This window comes from Blautia sp. AM29-29, assembly GCF_003480555.1.
Lineage (GTDB): Bacteria > Bacillota > Clostridia > Lachnospirales > Lachnospiraceae > Fusicatenibacter > Fusicatenibacter saccharivorans.
Map to the genome: position 1 here is coordinate 101828 of NZ_QUJD01000009.1, position 17521 is coordinate 119348.

Annotated in this window: 15 protein-coding genes and 1 tRNA gene; 10 read left to right on the forward strand and 6 right to left on the reverse strand. The window is 49.6% G+C overall.

Going from position 1 to position 17521, the window contains the following annotated elements; all coding sequences use genetic code 11:
- Nucleotides 1–96: 96 nt before the first annotated feature.
- Together DW769_RS08425 and DW769_RS08430 are read left to right on the forward strand one after the other, a co-directional pair.
- Nucleotides 97–2142, forward strand: coding sequence for a glycoside hydrolase family 31 protein (locus DW769_RS08425; RefSeq protein WP_118750243.1), 2046 nt, complete (start codon nt 97–99; stop codon nt 2140–2142).
- A 232-nt stretch (nt 2143–2374) separates the two neighbouring features.
- Nucleotides 2375–4123 (forward strand): sensor histidine kinase, encoded by a 1749-nt coding sequence (locus tag DW769_RS08430; RefSeq protein ID WP_118750244.1) that lies wholly within the window; start codon nt 2375–2377, stop codon nt 4121–4123.
- Nucleotides 4124–4266: 143 nt separating this feature from the next.
- On the opposite strand, the gene DW769_RS08435 is transcribed toward DW769_RS08430, so the two are convergent.
- A complete protein-coding gene (locus tag DW769_RS08435; RefSeq protein WP_118750245.1) occupies nt 4267–6219 on the reverse strand; it encodes a glycoside hydrolase family 31 protein in 1953 nt (650 codons plus the stop codon).
- 152 nt (nt 6220–6371) lie between these two features.
- Nucleotides 6372–7280, reverse strand: a complete 909-nt coding sequence (locus tag DW769_RS08440) for an AraC family transcriptional regulator (RefSeq protein WP_118750246.1) — start codon at nt 7278–7280, stop codon at nt 6372–6374.
- Nucleotides 7281–7410: 130 nt separating this feature from the next.
- Between DW769_RS08440 and DW769_RS08445 the strand changes: the two genes are divergently transcribed.
- On the forward strand, nt 7411–7755 hold the full coding sequence (locus tag DW769_RS08445; RefSeq protein ID WP_117509327.1) for an MATE family efflux transporter: 345 nt from the start codon (nt 7411–7413) through the stop codon (nt 7753–7755).
- Nucleotides 7755–8375: a sugar O-acetyltransferase gene (locus DW769_RS08450; protein ID WP_022462409.1), complete on the forward strand. Its 621-nt coding sequence runs from the start codon at nt 7755–7757 to the stop codon at nt 8373–8375. The genes DW769_RS08445 and DW769_RS08450 overlap by 1 nt, the downstream gene beginning before the upstream one ends.
- A 170-nt stretch (nt 8376–8545) precedes the next feature.
- Here the strand turns inward: DW769_RS08450 and DW769_RS08455 are convergent.
- Nucleotides 8546–8618, reverse strand: a tRNA-Phe gene (locus DW769_RS08455).
- A 254-nt stretch (nt 8619–8872) separates the two neighbouring features.
- Here DW769_RS08455 and DW769_RS08460 point away from each other — a divergent pair.
- From DW769_RS08460 to trmL, 6 genes are all read left to right on the forward strand, one after another.
- Nucleotides 8873–10624 carry a B12-binding domain-containing radical SAM protein gene (locus DW769_RS08460; protein ID WP_118697658.1) on the forward strand — a complete coding sequence of 584 codons (1752 nt, stop codon included), beginning with the start codon at nt 8873–8875 and terminating at the stop codon, nt 10622–10624.
- A gap of 41 nt (nt 10625–10665) precedes the next feature.
- Entirely contained in the window at nt 10666–11403 is a 738-nt protein-coding gene (locus DW769_RS08465; RefSeq protein ID WP_118750247.1) for a 3'-5' exonuclease, read from the forward strand.
- A 24-nt stretch (nt 11404–11427) separates the two neighbouring features.
- Entirely contained in the window at nt 11428–11586 is a 159-nt protein-coding gene (locus tag DW769_RS16410) for a hypothetical protein (protein ID WP_156327578.1), read from the forward strand.
- A 55-nt stretch (nt 11587–11641) separates the two neighbouring features.
- Nucleotides 11642–13150 carry a VanW family protein gene (locus DW769_RS08470; protein ID WP_118750248.1) on the forward strand — a complete coding sequence of 503 codons (1509 nt, stop codon included), beginning with the start codon at nt 11642–11644 and terminating at the stop codon, nt 13148–13150.
- A gap of 109 nt (nt 13151–13259) precedes the next feature.
- Nucleotides 13260–14240 (forward strand): AIR synthase-related protein, encoded by a 981-nt coding sequence (locus tag DW769_RS08475; RefSeq protein WP_118666573.1) that lies wholly within the window; start codon nt 13260–13262, stop codon nt 14238–14240.
- Nucleotides 14241–14272: 32 nt separating this feature from the next.
- Complete coding sequence (gene trmL / locus DW769_RS08480) at nt 14273–14773, forward strand: tRNA (uridine(34)/cytosine(34)/5-carboxymethylaminomethyluridine(34)-2'-O)-methyltransferase TrmL (RefSeq protein WP_117509323.1); 501 nt, start codon at nt 14273–14275, stop codon at nt 14771–14773.
- A 42-nt stretch (nt 14774–14815) separates the two neighbouring features.
- Here trmL and DW769_RS08485 read toward each other — a convergent pair whose 3' ends face one another.
- From DW769_RS08485 to DW769_RS08495, 3 genes are all read right to left on the reverse strand, one after another.
- Nucleotides 14816–15307 carry a CinA family protein gene (locus DW769_RS08485; RefSeq protein WP_022461605.1) on the reverse strand — a complete coding sequence of 164 codons (492 nt, stop codon included), beginning with the start codon at nt 15305–15307 and terminating at the stop codon, nt 14816–14818.
- A gap of 63 nt (nt 15308–15370) precedes the next feature.
- Complete coding sequence (locus tag DW769_RS08490) at nt 15371–16789, reverse strand: sensor histidine kinase (protein WP_022461606.1); 1419 nt, start codon at nt 16787–16789, stop codon at nt 15371–15373.
- Entirely contained in the window at nt 16789–17493 is a 705-nt protein-coding gene (locus DW769_RS08495; protein WP_118750249.1) for a response regulator transcription factor, read from the reverse strand. The genes DW769_RS08490 and DW769_RS08495 overlap by 1 nt, the downstream gene beginning before the upstream one ends.
- Between the last annotated feature and the right edge of the window lie 28 nt (nt 17494–17521).

Sequence of the window (17521 nt, forward strand, 5' to 3'; positions counted from 1 at the left end):
CGTTGATCCGGCGGGTCAATGTCTGAAGTGCCAAACAGCAGGAGAAACGGCAGGCCAGAAATGACCTGCCGTTTTTGACAAAAGGAGGATTTTTACATGTTTTGGGAAAAAGAGGGTAAGTTAATTTATTCTTACGATGGCGAGACCGTCTGCATCGAAGCGTGGGGAAAAGATGCACTGCGTGTACGCGCGACAAAAAATCGAAGCTTTACCGGCCGCGACTGGGCGCTGGAAGCAAAGGACGCGCATGCGGGAGAGGTTGAAATCTTTGAGGATCCATCAGCAAAAGGCGGAGCCTTTGCCAATATGTATGAGGGAACGGATACTTCCTACGGAAAAATCACAAATGGAAAGCTTCATGCAGTGATTGATTCTGGCAGCGTCATTACGTTCTATCATGAGGATGGAAGAGTTCTGTTAAAGGAGCATTTCCGCCGTCTGCGCGATGAGGAAAGCATGCCGCTCAACATCATGGGACGCGAGTACAGCAACGGCGTCGGGGATAATTTCCGTATTGTAGCGCGGTTTGTAGCAAGAAAAGGTGAGAAAATCTTCGGAATGGGACAGTATCAGCAGCATGAGCTGGATCTGAAGGGCTGTATGCTGGAGCTGGCACAAAGAAACTCTCAGGTCAGTGTTCCTTTCTATCTTTCCAGTATCGGCTACGGCTTCTTATGGAACAACCCGGGCGTCGGACAGGTGATGTTTGCAAACAATGGAACGGAATGGGTAACGGAATCCGGGAAAGAAATCGATTATCTTGTGATTGCAGGTGATACGCCTGCCGAGATCGAGGAGAATTATATGACGCTGACCGGAAAACCGCCGATGATGCCGGAATATGGCATGGGCTTCTGGCAGTGTAAGCTCCGCTACTGGAATCAGGAACAGCTTCTGTCTGTAGCAAGAAAATACAAAGAACTCGGTGTGCCGCTTGATGTGATTGTCGTCGATTTCTTCCACTGGACGAAGCAGGGCGAGTTCAAATTTGATCCGAAATACTGGCCGGATGTGCCGGGCATGTGCCGCGAATTAAAGGAGATGGGAATTCAGGTTGTTGTGTCGGTATGGCCGACCGTTGACATTTATTCCGAAAACTTCGAGGAGATGAAAGAGAAGGGCTATCTGGTTCGCACGGAGCACGGCGTACCGCTGACGATGCTCTGCGGTGGAAATGAAGTCTTTTTCGATGCAACCAACCCGGATGCAAGAACATATGTATGGGAAAAAATTAAGAAAAATTATTACGATCAGGGTGCAAAACTCTTCTGGCTGGATGTGGCAGAGCCGGAATACAGCGTTTACGATTTCAAGAACTACCGCTATCAGCTCGGAAGCGTACAGGAGGTCGGAAATATTTATCCGAAATATTATCTGAAAGCATTCTATGACGGCATGACGGCAGAAGGCGATACCATGCCAATCAGCCTGATCCGTTCTGCCTGGGCAGGCAGCGCGAAATATGGTGCACTCGTATGGTCAGGCGATATTGTAAGTACCTTTGAGTGTTTCCGGCGCCAGGTACAGGCAGGGCTTAACATGGCGATTGCCGGTATTCCGTGGTGGACCACCGATATTGGCGGTTTCCACGGTGCCAGAACCGATGACCCGGATTTCCATCGTCTGTACATCCGCTGGTTTGAGTACGGATGCTTCTGTCCTGTCATGCGTCTGCATGGAAACCGCAATCCACAGGAGGGCTACGGCGCAGAGCAGATCGGCTCCGGCAGCGATAATGAGATCTGGAGCTTTGGCGATACGGCATATGAAATTTCAAAGAAATACATTTTCCTGCGTGAGCGCCTGAGAGATTATATCCGGACACAGATGAAGAAAGCACATGAGGACGGAACTCCGATGATGCGGCCTGTTTTCTATGATTTCCCGACAGATCAGGAAAGCTGGAATGTGGAGGATGCCTATCTGTTCGGACCGGATCTTTATGTTGCACCTGTGACGGAGGATCACGTAACGGAGCGCGAGGTTTATCTCCCGGATGGAACGGCATGGTTTAACGCATGGACCGGAGAAAAGTATGAGGGAGGACAGAACGTAACGGTTGCTGCACCGATGGATATCATTCCGGTATTCGTAAGGGAAGGAGCAGATACAGAACATCTGCTGAACATTTTTTCTGAATAAGAGAATGTTACCGCTCACCGGTAGCAGGCGAACGGTAACAAAAAATCCTGTTCTTGCCATGTGAAACACGGACTTTGCATGGACAAAGCGAAAAAATGTGATATAATGGGCTGTGTTACAAAGAACATAGCTGCAAATATATTCCGTGAGTGTAAAATGACTGCCGGAGCTGCGCGGTAAGGTGCGGCGTCCGGCAGTTGCTCTGTAGAAAAAAAGAGGGGTGGATGTGCTTATGAATCTCTGGCAGAAAGGAAAACGAAGGATGCTGCATAGCGTTCGAATACGCAGTATGAAGGATACGTCACTGCGGCTTGGAACTCCGGTTTTTCTGGTTTTGATGGGGCTTGTTGTCTGCCTGCTCTGGGGCATTTGGGAAAACCGTAAGCTGGCAGATAAATACATTGCCGATACGGCAAAGCTCTATGTTGATCAGATCAACCGTGATATGTCGCAGATCAACAGTGAACTGATCTATCTGCTGGATTCTGACAGCAATATCAAAGAAATCCCGGATCAGATAACATCGACAGATGCTCAGTATTATGAAATGGAGCAGACGCTGCGAGAGCGAAACCGTGTACTGAAAATCCGTTATCATGAGGTACAGACCTTCTTTGTCTACGGTCAGAAAGCCAATGTTCTGATTACGGACAGCGGAACTATGTTTACCGAGAGTAAGGGAATGACAACACTGAATCAGATGCTGATGTCATATCTGCAGATTATGACATCAAAGGATTCGATCAGCACACAATGGACTGTGATTACGTTTGGCGACGACGACTATATTGTCGGCTGGTACGCGAAAAACAAAAAAGTCATCGGCTGTGTCATCAATCTGAATCTGATTTTCCGGACCATCCGCGCCAAAACAGAGGAGTATGATGTCATTCCGTTTATGGTAGATGCCAGAGGACGCGTGATGACGCAGGCAGACACATCGGAAAAATATAAGAATGAGATTATCGATTTTTCCAAAGCGGGAAAGAAGAAAAATGCGACGGTCTATTCCTACCAGCTTGGCACGGTCGGAAAAATCAATCTTATGGTTCTGCCGGGAGGAGGTATTCTTGAGAATGTACTGATTATGCAGATTGCATTTGTCGTCCTGATCGCGGTTCTTCTGATTGTCTGCGCATTGGAAATTACAGCATATTACCACCGGATTCTGGAACCGCTGGAAAAATTCGGACAAAAACTGGAGGAGCTGGAAAAAGAGCAGAGTCTGAATGACGATGGAAGCAACAATCTGTTAGAGCTGGAGTCTGTGAGCGGCAAATTCAAGGAGCTGCTGCGGAAAATACAGGGATTGAAAATTGCGATCTACGAAAAAGAGCTTGCCGAACAGAAAGCCGAGCTGGAATACACGCAGGAACAGATCAAGCCACACTTCTTTCTGAACTGCCTGAGCCTGATCCATGGCATTGCGGATAAGAATAACGAAGGCGAGATCGTTGAGATCACAACGGTGCTGTCCGACTATATGCGCTACATTTTCCAGGATTCCAAGAAGCAGCGCGATGTGGAGGAAGAGCTGGAACACATTGAGGCATATATCCGCATCCAGAAGCTGCGGTACGGAGAAGAAGCCTTTTCCTTTGAAGCAACGACGGATGGTGATATCGGAGAATGGAAGGTTCCGTCTCTTCTGCTGCAGACACTGGTGGAAAACTCCGTAGTACACGGTGTATCCCTGGACCGGAAGAGTGAGATTTCCCTATATCTCACAAACGAGACGTACGAGGACGGTGAGTACCTCTACATCTGTATTTCCGACACCGGAAACGGATTTTCGAAAGAGGCACTGGATGCAATCGAAAACGACACGCCTATCATCTACCACGGCCGTCACCATGTCGGCATCTCCAATATAAAACGCCGCCTGGCGCTGATGTACGGCGAACGGGCGAGCATTACGTGCTCCAATATGGATGAAAATTACGGAGCCGTCGTAGAGGTGCGGCTGCCTAAAACAGAATAAAGCGAAAAGAAAAAAGGCGGGAACCCGGAGAAACATAGAGGGTTCCCGCCTTTTTGCGTGAAAAAACTGCAGGAGCTTCCGGAACCTGATGGCTCCGGGAAGCTCCTGCAAAGGGGGAGATGATTCAAAAACTGTTTTCTGTATCAGATACGGGAAACTCCGTCATCGGTATAACGCTCGTAGGAAGCGCCTTCGTATCCGACCATGCGGATGCTTTCCTCTTTGATATCCGGTATGGATTCTGCAAAATCAGCAACCGGGATTGCGCAGCCTTTGCGGATGAAGAGCGGAACCTCATTCAGGGTAACTTCTACATAGTGGATACCTTTTGGAAGAACCTCCTGGAACATGTTTCCATTGCCGAGGAATTTTACAAACATCATTTCTTCCGGCAGATATACGTAACGGCCGATGGCATTCTGGGTGTAAACCGGTGCGATCATGATCTCATTACCGATCATCAACTGATCTTCTGTATTTCTTGCCAGTTTGTCGTCCGGATAAACGAAGGCAAGCGGTTTGAAGTACATATCGTCGTTTAAAGCAGCCTTCATGTACTCGCTGTACAGATACGGAACGAGGCGGTAGCGGACGCCGATGACGTTGCGGAAGTCCTCGATATGCTCAAACTGGTAAGGTTCCTGCTCACGTGTTCCGAGTGCAGCATGGTTTCTCATCAGAGGAGTGAAAACACCAAGTGCCAGCCAGCGGAGCAGCAGGTCTCTTGTGGTATTTGCACCGAATCCGCCGAGGTCGGCTCCGGTATAAAGGAAACCGCACATATTGAGGGACGGCATCATCTTCAGGTTCAGCAGGATGTGTGACCACCACGAGCAGTTGTCTCCGGTCCAGATTCCGCCGTAACGGTGCATGCCGATGTAGGAAGAACGGGAGAACATCAGGATTCGCTTATCCGGGGAAATTCGTTCAAAAGCTTCACCGGCAGAACGGGTCATGTTGTAGCCAAACAGATTGTGTACCTTGTCATGGCGGACCTGTTCGCCGTTTACGTTGTGATAGAAGCGTTTATAGTCCTCATGGTTGTTTGCCAGTGCCTGAAGCTTTCCACCTACCATGTAGTGCGGAACTTCCGGGTCACCCTCCACGTATTTCTTTGCAGTCTCTTTGAAATCAGCAAGGCCTTCCTGAGAATAGAAGATGGATGGCTCGTTCATGTCATTCCAGAAGGCATCGATTCCTTTGGAAACGAGAACATCGTATTTGTCGCCAAACCATTTTCTGGCATCTGCATTTAAGACATCCGGGAAATGAGTCCAGCCTGGCCATACAGTAGCTTCGAAGTAGGAGCCATCCTCACGGCGGCAGAAGTAGCCTTTTTCACAGCCCTCTTCGTAAATGTCATAACCCTCTTCGACTTTCACACCGGCATCGATGATCGGAACGAGATGGATCTTTTCTTTTTTCATATCCTGTACAAATCCCTCGAAATCCGGGAAACGTTCTTCATTTACGGTGAAGTCCTTGTAATCCTGCATGTAGTCAATATCCATGTAAACCATATCGAGCGGCACATGGTTTTCGCGGTATTTTTTCACTACCGTGCGGAAATCATCCTCTGTTTTGTAGCCCCAGCGGCTCTGACCGTAACCGAAAGCAAACTTCGGAGCAATGTAGCTGCGTCCGATGATGCCGCGGAACTGTTTTACGATATCAAGATCGGAATCACCGGTGATCATGTAAACGTAGAGATCTGCGTTTTCGCAGGAAACAGTCATTGTATCGGAAGTCGTGTAGCCGATATCGAAACGCAGGGTGCCCGGATAATCGAAGAAGAATCCTACGTGTGTCTTGCCGGAGATGATGATGAAGTTGTGTGCTGCATACAGAGAGGTTTTGCTCTCTACGTGGTTTGGATCATCAGCGCAGTCACTGATGTAAAGAAAACCGCGTTTGTTGATGCCGCGGTTGGCTTCGCCAAGTCCGAATACCATGTCCTCGTCAGCAAGCTTTGTAGTGAAGGAGAAGCCGTTCTCGGTGGAGAAGGTACCGTAATCCGGGTTTCCTTCGGAAGAGGGGATCTCTTTTACGACAGCTTCGGTTTCAAATGGGGTTCCGTAGACAAATTTTTTTACCATGTCATCCTCCTTGTAAAATAAATGGAAAATATAGTGTTTTGGTTAGGTTTAGCGCAACACCTTTGTGATTTTATTATAACAGGGATCGGAAAAATGTCTAGCAAAATTCTTCCTTTTTTTTAACAAAAAAACGTGTACAGAAAAAAATCCGGTTATGTTGGCAGGACTTCTGCGCGTTTTCGGAAATCTCTCGGAGTACAATGGTAAGTACGCAGAAAGATTTTGGAATAATAACTCTGATGATTGAAACCGCATGCGGTACAGATTTCCGCGATGGACATTTTGGTTGTGTTTAGCAGATGACAGCTCACTTCCAGACGGTAATGATTCAGAAAATCAATCGGGCTCTGGCAAAGATAGCGGCGGAAAATCTGACAGCATTTATTGCGGCAGACTTTTCCGGCGGCGGCGATCTCTTCCAGATTGATGGATTCACTGTAGTGGCTGTAAATATAGGAAACCATATCGCGCTGGATCAGAAGATCTGGATCCTGTGAGACGGCGGTGTTGCCGTCCGGCATCATCGGATGCGTGCGCAAAAGACGGCACCACAAAAGGGAAAGCAGAGCAGCAGCCTCGATTTCGTAGGCGGTCGGCTGTTCCTTCTTCAGCCGGAGAATTTCCGGGAGGGTCTGCAGCGCTTCAGTATCTTCCGGATTTTCCGGCTTCAGATGAAGATATTCCAGAGCCGGATTCGAAAGAACCGGCGTAATATAAGACTGGTACAGAACGCTGTTCGCGGTGAGGATTTTCGGATGGCACAGGATACAGATAAAGTCACATTCCTGGCCGTTTTCAGAATATCCGTAGTGCATCTGGCGGGAATTGACGATAATCGCCTCCCCGGCGTTTAAAAGGACTCTTTTTCCATTGATATAGTAGTTCATCTGACCGGAGCGGATCTGTACCCATTCGATATCCTCATGCCAGTGGCAGAGCGCCCGGTGATCTGGATAGGAAGAAAGCAGTCCTTCCCGGATATAAAGCGGAATGCCGACTTCATCGTAGCGGACGATCTCGGATGCGTCCTGCATGACTTTTGTAATTGGGTCATTTATCATAAAAACCTCCGTGAAAAAGTACAATTATTATAAAAAATAAGGAATATTGTCGTAGAAAAAACGCAAAACCTAAGATAATATGATTATAACATATACGTGTATGGAATAAAACAGAAAAAAGGAAAAAGAAATGAAAAATCAGAGGGAAATCAAGAAAAAAGATCCAGAATTCTACCGGAAACTTCTTGCACTGCTGATCCCGATGGTTGTACAGAATCTGATGAATGCACTGGTAAGTGCGTCCGATGCGTTAATGGTCGGTACGCTGGACCAGAATTCCCTGTCTGCAGTTTCGCTTGCCACACAGATTTCTTTTGTCCTGAATCTCTTTTATGCGGCGATTACGATCGGAACAACGGTCATGGTCGTTTATTTCCTGCTGAATCTGGATGAAATGATTAAGCTTCCTGCCGTTTACAGACACTATAAAAAATATCAGTGGGTGAATAATATTACCAGGGAGGATACAGAATAATGAAAAACGTAGAGAGAAGAGACAGACAGTTACCGTACATTTCCGATGCAGAGGTCATGGAGCAGCAGATGAATGCGAGAAGACTGACGCAGAAACTGAACACCATCGACCGTTCGGATTTTGACGGAATCGCAGCCATTGTAAAAGAACTGTTTGGAAAATCCGAGGGTGCATTTGTCAATCCGCCATTTTACTGTGACTATGGCTTTCATATTGAGGTTGGAAAAAATTTCTTTGCAAATTATAACTGCACCATTCTCGATGTGGCAAAGGTAAAAATCGGAGACAACTGCCAGATGGCGCCGAACGTTGCCATCTATACTGCAGGTCATCCGGTGCATCCGGCGGCAAGAAACAGTGCGTATGAATACGGCATTGAAGTTACCATCGGAGATAATGTCTGGATTGGCGGAAATACCGTTATTTTACCAGGTGTACATATCGGAGATAACGTTGTTATCGGCGGCGGAAGTGTTGTAACAAAGGACATTCCGGACTGGTCGATTGCAGCAGGAAATCCGTGTAAAGTCATTCGGAAGATTACCGAAGAAGATAAACAGTACTATTTCAGAGATAGAAAATTTGATGATGAAGCATGGGAGGTAATCAAAAATCTGTAAAAACGAAATGTTTTCTTGGGCAGTTATGCGACGAAAAAAACTCTGTACCGTATCCATCCGGGAATTTCCGGGGATGCGGTGCAGAGTTTTTTTTCGATAGGGAGACAGGAGATTCTGCCGGATTTTGCTGTGGCAAAAAAATGTGAATCCTGCTTTTGTGCAGCAAAAAATGCCCAGAGCCGGAATCGAACCAGCGACACGAGGATTTTCAGTCCTCTGCTCTACCAACTGAGCTATCTGGGCATTTTGATTTCCTGTTGGAAACCTTTGTTAATATAACATGGATTCGCGAAAATTGCAACTGTTTTATCGAAAATCTCGAAAAAATTGTGCTTTTGGAGGAATGGCGGTGTATTTTCGTTCGAGAATGTGGTAGTATAAAGGGTATGCAAAGAGATGTACTCTCGGAATCTTTCTGCAAAAATCATCTCTCAAAATCAAGCACAGAAAGGCTCCGAGAGTACAGAGAGGAACAAAGGAGAAATGGTAAAAATAGTATGAAAATGATTCTGACTGCGGTCAACGCAAAATATATTCATTCCAATCTCGCAGTTTACACGCTGCAGGCGAGCGCGGAGAAAGCCGGTGTGTTCCCGGAGATCCGTGAGTTTACGATCAACCAGTCAAAAGATTCCATGCTGCGGAGTCTGTTTCTGGCGCATGCGGATGTCGTCTGTGTGTCGTGTTATATCTGGAACATATCTATTGTGGAAGATTTGATTACAGAATATCACAAAATCAGCCCGGAAACGAAGATCTGGCTTGGCGGGCCGGAGGTGTCGTACCACGCGGAGGAGATGCTGGAGCAGTATCCGTTCCTTGACGGAATCATGAAGGGTGAGGGCGAAATTACCTTCCGTGAACTGGCAGTGTATTACCAGAATCAGGAGAACGGCACGGAGGGGAAAACGCTTGAAGAGATCCACGGCATTACATACCGTGATGCAGAAGGAGCCATCAAAAGCAACCCGTGGCGTCCGGTCATGGATCTGTCCGAGGTGGATTTTCCGTATGCGAATCTGAAAAAATTCGAGAACCGCATCATTTATTATGAGTCAAGCCGCGGTTGCCCGTTTTCATGCAGTTACTGTCTTTCTTCTATTGATAAGCGGCTTCGGTTCCGAAATCTGGATCTGGTCAAAAAGGAACTCGCCTTTTTCCTGGAACAGAAAGTACCGCAGGTCAAATTTGTGGACCGTACGTTCAACTGCAAGAAAGACCATGCAATGGCGATCTGGAAATTCATTGCGGAGCATGACAACGGCGTGACGAATTTCCACTTTGAGATTGCCGCTGATCTGATTACTGAGGAGGAACTGGAACTCTTAAATACCCTGCGCCCGGGGCTGGTACAGCTTGAGATCGGCGTTCAGTCTACGAATCCGCAGACGATCGAGGCGATCCACCGGAAGATGGATTTTGGAAGAGTCACAGAGATTGTAAACCGGATTGCGAAGGGAAGAAACATCCATCAGCATCTCGACCTGATCGCGGGCCTGCCGTATGAGGATTATGACAGTTTCCGCCGTTCGTTTGCGGATGTCTATGCACTGCGTCCGCAGCAGTTACAGCTGGGATTTTTGAAAGTGCTGCGCGGTTCTTTCATGTATGAGCATACCGAGGAATATGACTGTCATTATCAGGAGCGCGAACCATATGAGGTGCTGTACACGAAATGGCTGCCGTATGACGATGTGCTGAAGCTCAAAGACGTGGAGGAGATGGTGGAAGTCTACTACAACAGCGGCCAGTTCGTCCACACACTGCCGATGATCGAGCGTCTGTATGAGAACCCGTTCGATTTCTTTCAGGAGCTCGGCGATTTCTACCGGGCAAAGGGCTACAGTGAGGCGGCACATAACCGGATTCAGCGGTATGAAATTCTGCTCGGGTTTTTGCAGGACGAAAAACAGCAGGACGAAGCATTCTTCCGTCAGATGATGGTGCTCGATCTGTATGCGCGTGAAAATATGAAGACACGGCCGCGCTTTGCAAAAGATCCGTCCGAATGGAAAAACGAGTCGCGTGACTTTTATCAGAAAGAAGCCGAAACGAGAACGCTTCTGCCATCGTATACGACATACGATTGGAAGCAGCTGCAGCGCATGACGCATGTGGAAGTTTTTGATTACGATGTGCTCGGAAACGGGGAAAAGGCGCGTACGGTACTCCTGTTTGATTATCAGAAGCGCGATCCGCTGACGGGAAATGCGGAGATGATCGACTGCAGTGAGCTTTTTTACGCTTGACATTTCAAAAGAACATGAGATACTAGAAAAGGTAATAAAAGATGAAAATACAAGATTTTGTAGTGCTCGATCTTGAGACAACGGGTCTTTCTGTAAAGGAAGACCAGATTCTGGAGATCGGTGCAGTAAAAGTGCAGGGCGGAGAGGTCACGGCATCGTATGAGACTTTCGTCAATCCGGGCAGAAAAGTGCCGGAGCGGATCACGGAACTCACCGGAATCCGGGATGAGATGATTGCGAATGCGCCCGATGTGGAGACTGCTGTCCGCGGCTTTCTGGATTTCTGCGGCGGCCTGCCGCTTCTGGGGCACAATATTCTGTTCGATTACAGCTTCATCAAGCAGGCAGCGATAAATGCCCGTCTGGACTTTGAAAAAGAAGCGTGGGATACGTTGAAAATTGCACGGAAAGCCCTCCCGGATCTGGAGAGCAGAAGCCTTGAAGCACTCTGCGGCTACTATCAGATCCCGCGGGAACACGCACACCGTGCAATGGACGATGTGCTGGAAACGCTGGCACTGTTCCGAAAACTGGAAGAAGGATTTTCGGAAGATCACCCGGAATGGTTTGCCGCAGCGCCTCTGAAGGCCAAAATGAAACGTGAGGTTCCGGCGACGGAGGCACAGAAAAAATATCTGGCGGATCTGATCCGGTACCATGAGCTGGATCTCGAACCGGAGTGGGGAGCACTCACAAAAAGCCGTGCATCCCGCATGATTGATCAGATTATTCTGGCGCATGGAAGAATGGAAAAACGACAGAAAACTGAGAAAAAATAGAAGAGAAAAAGAAAGGATGGAACGATGAGTAATAAAGTCAATCGAAAAGCCCCGACAGAGGCACAGAAAAAGAAGAAAGATCCGCTGGCAAAGAAGAGAAATGCAGCAAAGATGCTGGCATTGATTCTTGCAGTGGTTATGGTGCTTGGTATGGTTCTTCCAGCACTTTTATGGCTGGTGTAAAGAGATTCTGTAAAAGACAGATTGAAATGGGAAACGGATCAAGAAGAGGCACAGTATGAAAAACAGCAGAAAAATGAGAGGCCTGCTGGTGATGCTTATCGCATTCGCATTCTGCTTTCTGGCAGAACCAGTCAAAGCGGATGACCGGACAGCGCTGGACGGAATCTATGTAGAAGACATTTCCGTCAGCGGTATGACCGAAGAGCAGATCACACAGGCAGTAAACGACAAAATTGAACAGTTAAAACCCTCGGTTATCAATCTGTCTGCCGGAGAGCAGAATGCACAGGTGACAGCAGGGGATCTCGGACTTTCCTGCGCCAACCCGGAGGTGGCAAGAGAAGCCGTCACAATCGGGCAGGAAGGCAATGTACTGAAGCGGTTCCTGACACAGAACCGGCTCAAAAATGGAGAGACGGTGACGTTTTCCCTAAAATATACAGTCGATGGCGAGGCAGCGCGCCAGGCGGTAGAAAACAACACGGCCGTGCTGAACCGCGAGGCAACAGATGCAACGCTGACCCGCGAAGACGGCGAATTTATCGTCAATCCGGGCCAGACCGGATGTAGCGTCAACGTGGACGAGTCCACGGCGAAGGTTGTCAATTACCTGACGACAAGCTGGCGGGGCGGCATCGGCGGCGTAGAACTGGTAACAGAAGAAACACCGGCAGGCGGCAATCCGGAGCAGCTTGCACTTGTCAAGGATCTGCTCGGCGAGGGTACGACGGAGTATGGCAACGGTACGAGCGGCAGAAAACAGAATGTCGCAGTCGGCGCAGAGAAGATTAACGGAGCGCTGGTACAGCCGGGCGAGGAATTTTCCGTAGAGGCGGTCGTTGTGCCGTTTGATGCGGAAAATGGTTATGCACTTGCAGCATCGTATGAGATGGGCAAGGTCGTCGATTCGTACGGCGGCGGTATCTGCCAGGTTTCCACAACGCTGTATGTTGCTGTCTTAAAAGCAGAGCTTGAGGTGACGGAGCGGTACAGCCATTCCATGATTGTCCACTATGTGGATCCGTCGATGGATGCGGCGATTGCAGAGGGATTGAAAGACCTGAAATTCATCAACAATACGGATGCGCCGATTTATATTGAGGCGAGCGCGGACGGAAGCACCCTGCATTTTGCCATCTACGGCCATGAGACGAGAGATCCGAACCGCACAGTCCGCTATGAGAGTGAGACGACAAACACGGAGGATCCGACGCCGAGCCTGACGGAAGATGCGAATGCATCGTTTGGAACAATTGAACAGACATCGTACGGCTATCAGGGTTCGACGGCGCGGCTGTGGAAGATTGTGAATGACAATGGAAATGAGACGAAGGAGCAGGTGAATTCCAGCACTTACCGCATGACATCGGATGTCTATACCGTGGGAACAAAGACGGACAATGCAGCGGCGCGTGCGGAAATGCAGGCGGCGATTGCGGCAAATGATCTTGCAAAAGCAAAGGAAGTTGCAGCGAAATACAGCCAGAGCAGTTCGTCATCGAGTTCTTCGGAGAAGAAGGAAGACAGCAGCGATACAGAGAAAACGGAGGACGATGAGGACTAGGCGTTTTCTGGTTACTGTTCACTTAGCAGTGAAACACTTGCTGTTTCGTTGCGTAAGAACATGACGTCTGCTTTTTCGTTTGAAACAGGAAGTTCGAGGAGGACAAGGGATGCGAAAGGGTAAATTACAGCAGAGCGTGCTGGTGCGCTCGGTGTTTAAGATGCTGGGGCAGAAAAGAGAGGACGCAGCAGGGCCGGCGGTCGGACGTGGGGTATCGGCATTTGCAGGAGAAAAGGAGACGCAGGTGTTTTCGTGTGCGCCGGTGCTGGTGAAGGATCCGGAGGACGCGGTGCTCGCGGTCTGCCGGGTGTGCAACAGTGTGGCCGCGGCGGGGGCATCGGCAAAAGGAGTGCTGGTGTCGCTGATGCTGCCGGAGGCGATGGAAGAAAAGGATTTAAAGGAGCTGATGCGGGCGGTTGACGGTGCGTGTGTGCGGTATGGAACTGCGGTGATCGGCGGGCATACGGAGGTGACGGACGGGGTTTTGTATCCGGTGCTTACCGTGACGGCGGCAGGCGGGACAACGCGTGCGGGGCTGTTTGATCCGTCGTGTGTGACAGCGGATTTGGATCTTGTCGTGACGAAGGGGATTGCGCTTGGCGCGGTGTCTTATCTGGCAAAGACAAGAAGGGATGAGCTTCTGACGAGATTTTCTCCGGGATTTATCCATGGAGCGGCGGATTTTTCGGAGGATTACTCTGTCTGCCGTGAGGCGGAGATTGCGATCGAGCACGGTGCGGCTGCGATGCAGGATCTCTCGGAGGGCGGGATTTTCGGGGCGCTCTGGGAGATGGCGGACGGCGCGGGTATCGGGCTTGATGTGGCGCTGAAGAGGATTCCGATCCAGCAGGAGACGGTGGAGATCTGTGAATTTTTCGGGGTGAATCCGTATCAGATGCTTTCGACGGGGGCGCTGCTGATTGCGGCGGCGGACGGCGAGGGGCTGGTGCAGAAAATGGCACTCGAAGGGATTCCATCGGCGGTGATTGGGCGGACGACATCCGGGAAGGAGAGGATTCTCCGGAACGGGGAAGAGGTCCGGTATCTGGATAAGCCGCAGATGGATGAGATGTACCGGGTTGGCAGATAAGGCTTAAATATACGACAGGAGTGATTGGTAAAATGGCACATTTGAATATTGTTCTTCATGAGCCGGAGATTCCAGCAAATACAGGTAATATCGGACGGACGTGTGTGGCGACGGGGACGAGGCTGCATCTGATTAAGCCGCTGGGGTTTGATATTTCGGACAAGGCGGTCAGGCGCGCGGGGCTGGATTACTGGTCGAAGCTGGATGTGACAGTGTATGAGAGTTACGAGGATTTTCTGGAGAAAAATCCGGGGGCGAAGATTTACTATGCGACGACGAAGGGGCCGCAGACGTATGTGGATGTGCAGTATGAAGAGGACTGCTTTATCATGTTCGGAAAGGAAAGCGCGGGGATTCCGGAGGATATTCTGTACGATAATCAGGAGACGGCGGTGCGGATTCCGATGATTAATGATATTCGGTCGCTGAACCTTTCAAATTCCGTGGCGATCGTACTGTACGAGGCACTGCGGCAGAATAACTTTGATCATATGCAGCTCGCGGGGCATTTGCGGACGCATGAGTGGAGGTAGACGGACGGGACTCTGGTGATCGTAGACGAAGCTGCATTCTTTTTATAAGGAAGAAGTTAAGATCATTTCCAATTCGGCGAAGACCTGCTCGGCGTAAAGCTGTTTGATTTCGTGGCGGGTCATGCCGGAGACGTTGGTCTGGAAGGTGAAGGTGTGGGCTTGGGCTTTGTATAAAATACAGAAGTAGACGACGCCCTGTACGCTGTCAGCGTTGTTGGGGTCGAGATTTCCGGTTGTGCCGGTGATTCCGATGGCGATGGCGGTGTGCAGGTTTTCTTGTACTGTGCGGGCCATGGCTTCGGCGCATTCGGGGGAGTAGACGCCGTGGATTTCGATGACGGAAGGGTCGACGCCGACGAGGACTTTGGTTTCGTTCAGATACGTGACGTAGCCGCCGGGGAAAATGGCGGAGGCGCCTTCGGTGTCAGTGATCAGGGAGGCGATCAGGCCGGAAGTGCAGCTTTCCATGGTGGAAATGGTGGTGTGGGATGCAATGAGCTGTTTGATGATGGAATCAATGGTGTTTGGGTTCATAGTGAAAATTACCTCCAGAGTTAGTTTGATATGTCTGGCAAAAAAGCCCCTCGGCGGAGGGGCTTATTTTGGTGCTTCGCCTTTGGCGAGTGTAAAGATAAATTCGGTACCAACGCCCTCTGTACTGATGACATTGATATTCTGGTTATGCGCAGTGATGATCTCTTTGACGATCGAAAGCCCAAGTCCCGTTCCTTTGCGGTCCTTGCCGCGGGAGGCGTCGAGCTTGTAGAAGCGCTCCCAGATTTTCGTGATGCTTGCCTTTGGAATGCCGCAGCCGGTGTCCTTGACGGAGACGAAGACTTTACCGTGCTTCTCCGTTGTCTCAACTGTGATGGTGGAATCGTTGTTGCTGAATTTGATTGCATTATCAATGAGATTGTACAGCACCTGCTGGATTTTTCCCATATCGGCGCAGACGTATAAGGTGCGCGATGCGAGGATTAGTGAAATGGAAATCCGTTTTTTTGTGCAGGTTCCCTCAAACGAAGCGGCGGTATCCTTGATGACGGCGTTGATGTCAAACGAGGTCAGATCGAGCATATTCCCTTTATCGTCGATGTCGTTCAGCGTCAGCAGGCTCTGCGTCAGCTTGTGCAGCCGTTCTGTCTCAAACAGAACGATTTTCAGATATTTTTCCTGCATTTCCGGCGGAATCGTTCCGTCTAGGATTGCCTCCACGTAGCCTTTGATCGAGGTCAGCGGTGAGCGGAAGTCGTGAGAGACGTTCGCCACAAATTTCCGCTGGTATTCGCCGGTCTTGTTCAGCTCGCCGGACATGTAGTTCAGCGTGGAAGCGAGATACCCCATCTCATCGTGAGATTTAACATCAATTTTGTGGGTCAGGTTGCCGGAGGCATACTCCTTTGCACCGTTGATGATCTTTTTCAGCGGCCGGTACACGACGAGGGAGAAAAAGATCAGAATCACAAACGAGAGTCCGAACACGAGCAGGAACAGAAAATCAATCCGTGCCAGCAGACTTTCCCTCTGCTGATAGACGTCCTGCAGCGGAAGGTGGATGGCGACATAGCCATTGATCCGGAAATCGGAGGTGACGGGAACCATGACGCTCAGCATCTTGTCTTCGAAATAGCCGAAAAACGTTCCCGTGCTGTAATACTCGCTGCCGAGCGCAACCGGATCAAAACCGTCGATGATCTCCGGGTTTTCCTCATCGAGTGCAGCTGCCGTGTTCAGCAGAATTTCCCCGTCTGCGCTGATGAGCCAGATCTGGGAATTGTGATAGGAAGCCAGTGCACTGAGCGAATTGTAAAGATCCGTCAGGGAACGCTCACTGTGGTAATAAAGGTCGCCCTGTTTGGAAGCGATCTGCGTGGCCTCCCGGTACAGACTGGTGCTCGCGCTGGAGACCAGACTGTCCTCCACCATGCGGGAGCCGACCGTTGAGATCAGCGTAAAGCCGGCAATGGCGAGAATGACATAAATGAGAATTAATTTCCGGTAAAGCGTGCGTCGCATTATTTTTTAACCTCAAACTTGTAACCGATGCCCCAGACCGTCGTGATGGCCCAGGAGGCATGGTCCTTGATTTTTTCGCGGAGACGTTTGATATGAACGTCTACCGTGCGGGTATCGCCGATGTACTCATAGCCCCAGATATGGTCGAGGAGCTGTTCTCGCGTAAAGACCTGGTTTGGTGAGGAAGCAAGGAAGTAGAGAAGCTCCAGTTCCTTCGGCGGCATATCGACGGTGCGGCCCTGGTAAATGACGGAATAGTTCGTCTGGTTGATGATAAGATCCGGGTACTCGACACATTTTCCTGCGGTCGCGGACACCGGCATCGTGCGTGATGGCTGAAATCTCCGCAGCACTGCTTTCACACGGGCAACGAGCTCCTTGGAATCAAATGGTTTGATGATGTAGTCATCCGCGCCGAGTTCCAGGCCGAGGACTTTGTCGAACACCTCGCCCTTTGCCGAGAGCATGATGATCGGAACATCGGAATCGTGCCGGATTTCGCGGCAGACCTGGTAGCCGTCCATGCCGGGCAGCATCAGGTCGAGCAGAATCAGGTTCGGCTGGAAGGAGTGAAACTCCCGGACAGCCTCTTCTCCATCGTTTACAATTTTTGTGTCATAGCATTCCTTGGTCAGATAGAGAGAAATCAGTTCTGCGATATTGTTATCGTCATCGACGATCAGAATTTTCTGTTTGGAAGCCATAAAAGATTCTCCTTCACTGGGGACAGGA

Coding starts and splice junctions, on each gene's coding strand:
- DW769_RS08425 (WP_118750243.1), top strand. CDS start 97: ATGTTTTGGGAAAAAGAGGGTAAGTTAATTTATTCTTACGATGGCGAG.
- DW769_RS08430 (WP_118750244.1), top strand. CDS start 2,375: ATGAATCTCTGGCAGAAAGGAAAACGAAGGATGCTGCATAGCGTTCGA.
- DW769_RS08435 (WP_118750245.1), bottom strand. CDS start 6,219: ATGGTAAAAAAATTTGTCTACGGAACCCCATTTGAAACCGAAGCTGTC.
- DW769_RS08440 (WP_118750246.1), bottom strand. CDS start 7,280: ATGATAAATGACCCAATTACAAAAGTCATGCAGGACGCATCCGAGATC.
- DW769_RS08445 (WP_117509327.1), top strand. CDS start 7,411: ATGAAAAATCAGAGGGAAATCAAGAAAAAAGATCCAGAATTCTACCGG.
- DW769_RS08450 (WP_022462409.1), top strand. CDS start 7,755: ATGAAAAACGTAGAGAGAAGAGACAGACAGTTACCGTACATTTCCGAT.
- DW769_RS08460 (WP_118697658.1), top strand. CDS start 8,873: ATGAAAATGATTCTGACTGCGGTCAACGCAAAATATATTCATTCCAAT.
- DW769_RS08465 (WP_118750247.1), top strand. CDS start 10,666: ATGAAAATACAAGATTTTGTAGTGCTCGATCTTGAGACAACGGGTCTT.
- DW769_RS16410 (WP_156327578.1), top strand. CDS start 11,428: ATGAGTAATAAAGTCAATCGAAAAGCCCCGACAGAGGCACAGAAAAAG.
- DW769_RS08470 (WP_118750248.1), top strand. CDS start 11,642: ATGAAAAACAGCAGAAAAATGAGAGGCCTGCTGGTGATGCTTATCGCA.
- DW769_RS08475 (WP_118666573.1), top strand. CDS start 13,260: ATGCGAAAGGGTAAATTACAGCAGAGCGTGCTGGTGCGCTCGGTGTTT.
- trmL (WP_117509323.1), top strand. CDS start 14,273: ATGGCACATTTGAATATTGTTCTTCATGAGCCGGAGATTCCAGCAAAT.
- DW769_RS08485 (WP_022461605.1), bottom strand. CDS start 15,307: ATGAACCCAAACACCATTGATTCCATCATCAAACAGCTCATTGCATCC.
- DW769_RS08490 (WP_022461606.1), bottom strand. CDS start 16,789: ATGCGACGCACGCTTTACCGGAAATTAATTCTCATTTATGTCATTCTC.
- DW769_RS08495 (WP_118750249.1), bottom strand. CDS start 17,493: ATGGCTTCCAAACAGAAAATTCTGATCGTCGATGACGATAACAATATC.